The 6,385-nt window shown below is 42.5% G+C and carries 6 protein-coding genes; 4 read left to right on the top strand and 2 right to left on the bottom strand.

All coding sequences use genetic code 11. From position 1 onward, the window contains the following. Positions 1-361: 361 nt before the first annotated feature. Complete coding sequence (locus OA79_RS13345; protein WP_063333731.1) at positions 362-1,231, bottom strand: urea carboxylase-associated family protein; 870 nt, start codon at positions 1,229-1,231, stop codon at positions 362-364. Positions 1,232-1,336: 105 nt separating this feature from the next. On the opposite strand from OA79_RS13345, the gene OA79_RS13340 reads away from it, so the two are divergent. Then, a complete protein-coding gene (locus tag OA79_RS13340) occupies positions 1,337-2,002 on the top strand; it encodes a LysR family transcriptional regulator (RefSeq protein ID WP_063333730.1) in 666 nt (221 codons plus the stop codon). A 245-nt stretch (positions 2,003-2,247) separates the two neighbouring features. On the opposite strand, the gene OA79_RS13330 is transcribed toward OA79_RS13340, so the two are convergent. Beyond that, on the bottom strand, positions 2,248-3,684 hold the full coding sequence (locus OA79_RS13330; RefSeq protein ID WP_063333728.1) for an NCS1 family nucleobase:cation symporter-1: 1,437 nt from the start codon (positions 3,682-3,684) through the stop codon (positions 2,248-2,250). A 264-nt stretch (positions 3,685-3,948) separates the two neighbouring features. Here OA79_RS13330 and OA79_RS13325 point away from each other — a divergent pair, with 264 nt between their 5' ends. From OA79_RS13325 to puuE, 3 genes are all read left to right on the top strand, one after another. Then, positions 3,949-4,614 (top strand): GntR family transcriptional regulator, encoded by a 666-nt coding sequence (locus OA79_RS13325; protein ID WP_063333727.1) that lies wholly within the window; start codon positions 3,949-3,951, stop codon positions 4,612-4,614. Positions 4,615-4,638: 24 nt separating this feature from the next. Continuing rightward, positions 4,639-5,370: an aspartate/glutamate racemase family protein gene (locus tag OA79_RS13320; RefSeq protein ID WP_063333726.1), complete on the top strand. Its 732-nt coding sequence runs from the start codon at positions 4,639-4,641 to the stop codon at positions 5,368-5,370. 85 nt (positions 5,371-5,455) lie between these two features. Beyond that, positions 5,456-6,385: an allantoinase PuuE gene (puuE, locus tag OA79_RS13315; RefSeq protein ID WP_063333725.1), complete on the top strand. Its 930-nt coding sequence runs from the start codon at positions 5,456-5,458 to the stop codon at positions 6,383-6,385.

The following is a 6,385-nucleotide window of genomic DNA, read 5'->3' as shown; positions in this document are numbered from 1 at the left end:
TGAGCCATGATCAAACTCTTCAGTTAAAAAGCTTGCTCACTCAAATTCGAAACACTCACAATTTTACTTAATAAAGCGAATTGACGTGTTTGACTCTCGTAAGACTTCAATTTCTTTTTTGAAGCCCTAGCGAGCGCCCACACAAATTATCTGATTATCTATTTTAAAGAGCGTACTGACTTGTTTTTGATGTCGCTTCGTTGTTTTGAAGTGCACCCCGTGTCAGTGGATGCGTATAATACGCATCCTATTTTTGAGTGCAAGCTCTTTTTTGAGATTATTAGATTAATTTCCTAAAAAGTTGGATCTACTTACTTTTTGCAATTTTAGAGCAATAAAATCGTTTAAAAATTAAACGAAATCAGCCTTTTATGGCATTTTTTCGCACTTGCCAATCAATAGCAGGAGCTTGCATACCATGCCCTCCTCGATAGTTCGGGCTTGATGGCACTTGCCACCCTTCCAATGCAGCCTCTTCTAACTGATAAATTTCAACCTCTAATGGATGACAGGTTGATAATGGATCCTTAGCATCTGGTCCCCAAAGGTCAACTGACAGATCACCACCGGGGCAGCAAGATAACGCGCAAAGTAAATCCATCTCAGCAAAGAACTCTAAATAGTCACCTTTTTTCGCAGGACAAGCTTTCATGAAATATTGATCATCTTCATTTAACCCTGTGCATTGAAAAATATTCAAAACATCGTGCACATCAAATTCCGTTAACCCAAAAGGCAGAACAGCCCTTACTAAGTTCGAATGACAGTGAAAATCAAAATCGTCTCCGGTTAATAGGTGATTTACATAAGGATCACATCGCGTCCCTAATAGGTCATGGACACGGCCACCTTCATCATCCTGCCCATAATCCGCTAAAGTGTCATCGATAATGGTCACCATGGGGCGTAAGAAGGGTAAGGTTGACCAAATGCGATCAAATGTACTCACATGGGCACTTTGCAATTGTCGAGTACGCGATGCCCACATTTTTTCTCGCGGATCGTGTTGATTCCACATATTAAAGTCACCCACTTGTGGCCCTTCTGGCACTAAGACTCGAAACACATGACCTGCGGGCACCTTCCAGGCTTTCCCTGAGCGCAACGGGACAGAAATTTTGTCAATTAAAGTACGCTGTGTCTTGCCTTGCGTTAATGAGGCATAAAAACGTTTGTCTATGGTGAGTTTTGAATCTGGACCTTTACGATAAGCCGCTTCTACTTTTGCCATGATGCCCTCCGAATACAATAAGTAAGTAAGCCAAGCTTAGGAAAAGCAAACACATTAAAAAATTGATATTATTTTTCAATACATGACAAATATTAAAGTGATCATATGAGCCTTCCCTATACTTCGCTCCACACTTTCCATCTGGTTGTACGTTTTGGCAGTTTAAAACAAACCGCAGACTATTTAAGTTTGACTGAGTCCGCAGTGAGTCATCAGATTAAACGATTAGAGTCACAACTCGGTTACGCTTTGTTTTATAAAAATGGCCGTCAGTTAAAAGCGACACCAAGAGGCTTGACCCTCGCAGAGCAACTCGCCCAACCCTTTGATCATATTGATCACACCCTATTAAATGAAACACCAAACCATCAACAACGTTTGACCTTATATTGTTTACCGTCTTTGTTAGAGCCTTGGTTGCTGCCACTGATACTCGCGTTCAAAGAAACTCACCCTGAGCTGGATTTAATCATTCGCTATCATTCTTCAGCACCTGAATACCTGGACGAAAACAGCCTGCGTATTAGCAGCTTCCTATCGAATCATACGAGCCAGTATAGAGTGGTTCCTTTGTTTACAGGCAAAACCATTCCAGTCTGTAGCCCGCTTTACTTAAGTCACGCTAACCCAATGGGCAATCCAACGTCTTTACTCGAAGCAAACCTATTACATGACCATTCCGAACACAGCTGGCAGACTTGGTTTTCTCAGTTCAGCCTCGCACTTCCTGCTGGGCAAAAACTAATCTATGAAGATTTCCACCTATTATAAATGGCCACACTGGCTGGCCAAGGCGTCGCACTTTGTCCTAAGGCTTTAATTCAAGCAGAATTAGTAGCAGGCAGTTTAATTGCTCTATTTCCACAAGAAGGAGACCAAAAGCGTTATTACGGGCTGGAATACAACCCTTACGCTCAATCAAATCTCCAGCAGCTTGTTCAGTACTTAACACTAAACCCGCAGCCTGTTAGACAAAGTACGCCCAGATCATAAGTAAGTAACTTTGATCGATCCTTTTATGGTTTAGCAAGCGCCATATCTTGCATCGCCAAGCGCTCAGCTTCCATCATATATCGATAGCTTAACCCAGCTATGATGCCGCCAATAAATAGTGCGTAATTGGCAAGCACTGGAAAAACGAATGTGGCTAAAATCGATATAGAACCCGCAATGATTAGGGCATAAACACTCTTCTTATTCACACCATTGTCATACCAATACAAGCCTTTAACAGATTCAGTATATAAAGACGCCACATCGATATGACCTTTTTTGATGAAGTAATAATCAACGATAATAATGCCGTATAAAGGGCCAATCATCGCGCCAAGCACATCAACGGTATAATGAATGACCTCAGGGTTATTGAACAAATTCCAAGGCGTTAACAGAACCGAACCAAACGCAGCAATAAAGCCACCCGCTTTAAAACTGATTTTCTGTGGCGACACATTAGAAAAATCAAATGCAGGGGCCACAAAGTTCGCCACGATATTGATCCCCACTGTTGCAAAGATAAAAGTCAAAGCACCAAGCACGGTAATAAAACCGGAATCAAGACGTTTTACTGTTTCCACCGGATCCGTAATCATCTCACCGAAAACCGGAATCGACGCAGAAACAATGACCACACTAAACAAGGAGAACAACACAAAATTAACCGGCAACCCCAATAAATTACCAAACTTTAACTTCTGGTAACTGCCACAATAACGAGAGAAGTCGCTAAAGTTTAATGTCGGTCCAGCAAAATACCCAGCAACCAGAGCAATGGCGATAAACATCTGCACATAGACATCCATACCTGTAAGGCTCGTTGAGCTTAGATTAAAATGGATATTCTCCCACCCTGCTCGATCAACCATATAAATACACAAGGCAAACATGGCAACATAAATAGCTGGTCCCGACCAATCGATTACTTTACGAATCATGTCCATACCAAACATAAACACAATTCCTTGCACCACCCACATCGCCGAAAACCCAATCCACCCCAAGTAAGACAATCCAATGAATGACTTGTCCGCTAACGATGCCATGCTAGGAAAAAAGTAAAGCAACAAGATAATGAAGGAACTGGACGCGAGAAAAGTTTGAATACCATACCAAACAACCGCAATTAAGCCTCGTATAATGGCTGGAATATTAGCGCCAAAAACCCCAAACGACATACGCGCCACAACCGGAAACGGCACACCGGCTTTTTGACCTGGTTTACCCATCAAATTGGCAAACACCAAGACAATCGATATCCCTAATAGCAAACTAATGAAAACCTGAATGCCATTTAATCCTAAGGCAAACAAACTAGCAGCAAATACATACCCACCAACACTATGAACATCAGACATCCAAAATGCGAAGATACTGTACCACCCCCATTTTTGCTCTTTCTCCGGAAGGAGGTCGCTATTAGCCAACTTTAAACTTTGCTCGAATTCTTGCTTCATCACCAAACACCTTTTTGATTGTATACAACTATGAATACAATTTACGTGCCAAAAACAGTTTCCAATAAACTGAGGTCTAAATAGGTAAAAACGGATAAAAAGATAAAAAATCCGCACCAAAATTAACCAAAAACACCAGATAAACGCCAAAACTGTGCGTGGTATATTTCTTTTTTGTTTAAGATGTATGAAACAGACTGCCATGCTATATTGTTCTAATAGAAACAAATAAATAACATTGTATACAGTTTATAGGAACACCCTATGTCGAATGACGAACACATATATCAACAGATACTCAACGCCATCGTCGAACATCAGTTACCCCCTGGCGCACGCTTACCGGAAGACCGTTTATCAGAAGCATTTAGTGTCAGCAGAACTGGCATTCGCAAAGTTTTGCAAAGGCTTGCTTTAGAACATTTTGTCATTATCGAAAAAAACAAAGGGGCTCATGTCAACCGCCCTAGTGAAACAGAAGCATCGGAAGTACTAGACAGTCGAATGTTAATCGAACCACAACTTATTCCGGCACTACTGAGCCATTGGGATTTAACACAATCAAAACGTTTTAGAGACATGGTGCTAGAAGAGAAACAAGCCGAAGCGACCAATCAGTTAGCGGAATCCATTCAACTCACTGCTCGCTTTCATTATGAATTGGCAAACCTATCGGGAAACCAAGTATTGGCCCGTTTTATAGAGCAGCTTTGCTATCGTTCTTCATTAATCCTCGCGGCCTATGGCACACGCGGTAGTGTGGGTTGCGAATGCGGAGACCACACGCAATTACTTGATCTACTAGACGAGAAAAAGTCAGATCAAGCTCAAGTTTGGATGCACCATCATTTACAGCACATTAAGTCTTCCTTGATTCTCGATAGCACAACCGATAACAACATCGACTTTCAGCAGCTATTTACACATTAGAAGCACTTACTCTTTAAGGACTCTATGAAAATCCAGTTAATCAACCCAAACACCAGCGCCGACATGACCGACACAATGGCCATAAGCGCTCGTGCCAGCGCCTTATCCAGCACACAAATTATTCCTAGCACCCCAGAACACGGTCCTAAAAGCATTGAATGTGCCTTTGATGAAGCCATTGCCAGTGCCGCTTTACTTGATCTGATTGAACAAGGGAAACAACAGAATGTGGACGCCCATATTATTGCCTGTTTTGGTGATCCAGCATTAGACGCGGCTCGCGAATTAGCAGACGCACCAGTCATTGGCATAGCAGAAGCGGCCTTTCAAATGGCCAGCCTCATTTCCTATCGCTTTGGCGTCGTAACCACTTTATCAAGAACATTGCCTACAAGTGAGCACTTACTTTCAAAATATGGCCACCAGACCCATTGCAGCGGTGTTAGAGCCACAGACATTCCAGTGTTGGCCTTAGAAAACATAGACAATAAAGCCTACCAATTACTAAAAACGGAATGTTTAGCCGCCATGGAAGAAGATGGCGCAGAAGCCATTGTGCTGGGATGTGCTGGGATGTCCAACCTAGTGAATAAACTGTCCAAAGAACTTTCTATTCCTATTATCGACGGTGTCTCTGCGGCAGTGAAACTGGCCGAGTCGTTGCATCAACTTGGCTTAAAAACGTCTAAAACAGGGCAATATGGAAAGCGAATAAGCAAACCCTTTATAGGACGCTATGCTCATTGGACACAATGATGTCTATCTAATAAACCAATTCCAGATGAAAGATTAAATCGCACTTACTAATAAACATAACCTAATCACAAACGGAACACCGACTATGAAACATTATTTAGAAAGAGATTTTACCGGTTACGGCCGACATGGATTGCCAGACGTTCAATGGCCAAATCAAGCTCGTATCGCCGTACAATTTGTTTTGAACTTTGAAGAAGGCGGCGAAAACTGCGTAGCACACGGCGATGAACACTCCGAAACCTTCTTATCTGAAATGTTTGGCGCTCAAGCTTACAAAGATCGCCATATGAGCATGGAATCCCTGTACGAATACGGTTCACGTTCAGGTGTTTGGCGCATTCTCAATGAATTTGAACGACGTGGTCTGCCGCTCACTATCTTCGCCGTCGCTACCGCCCTGCAACGTAATCCAGATGTCGCCAATGCCATTGTGGAAGGCCAACACGAGATTGTCTGTCATGGTTTAAAATGGATCCATTATCAAGACATGTCTATCGACGAAGAAAGACGTCACATGCAAGAAGCTTTAGCACTGATTGAAAATATCACAGGGGTCAAACCAACAGGCTGGTATACAGGTAGAGACTCACCAAATACTCGTGCGCTGGTCGCTGAGCATACACAGCTCAAATACGATTCCGACAATTATGGCGACGATCTACCTTATTGGGTAAAAGTCCCTCACCATGACAATGCCAATCAAACCAAGCCGCATCTCATCGTTCCTTATACACTTGATTGCAATGATATGAAGTTTTCCTCGCCTTATGGTTTCAATCATGGCGAAGAATTTTTTCAATACCTAAAAGACAACTTTGATTGCTTGTATGAAGAAGGTGCCACAGCACCGAAAATGATGTCCATCGGCATGCATTGTCGTACACTCGGTAAACCCAGCCGTTTCATGGCCCTGAAAAAATTCTTAGATTATGTCGAATCCCATGATGACGTCTGGATAGCCAAACGTGGAGACATTGCTGAGCACTGGATGAATAACCATCCGCCAAAGTGA

This window comes from Marinomonas sp. TW1, from assembly GCF_001625355.1.
Classification (GTDB): domain Bacteria; phylum Pseudomonadota; class Gammaproteobacteria; order Pseudomonadales; family Marinomonadaceae; genus Marinomonas.
Note: the sequence above shows the minus strand (reverse complement) of the source record. Positions and strands in the feature narration are given on the sequence as shown.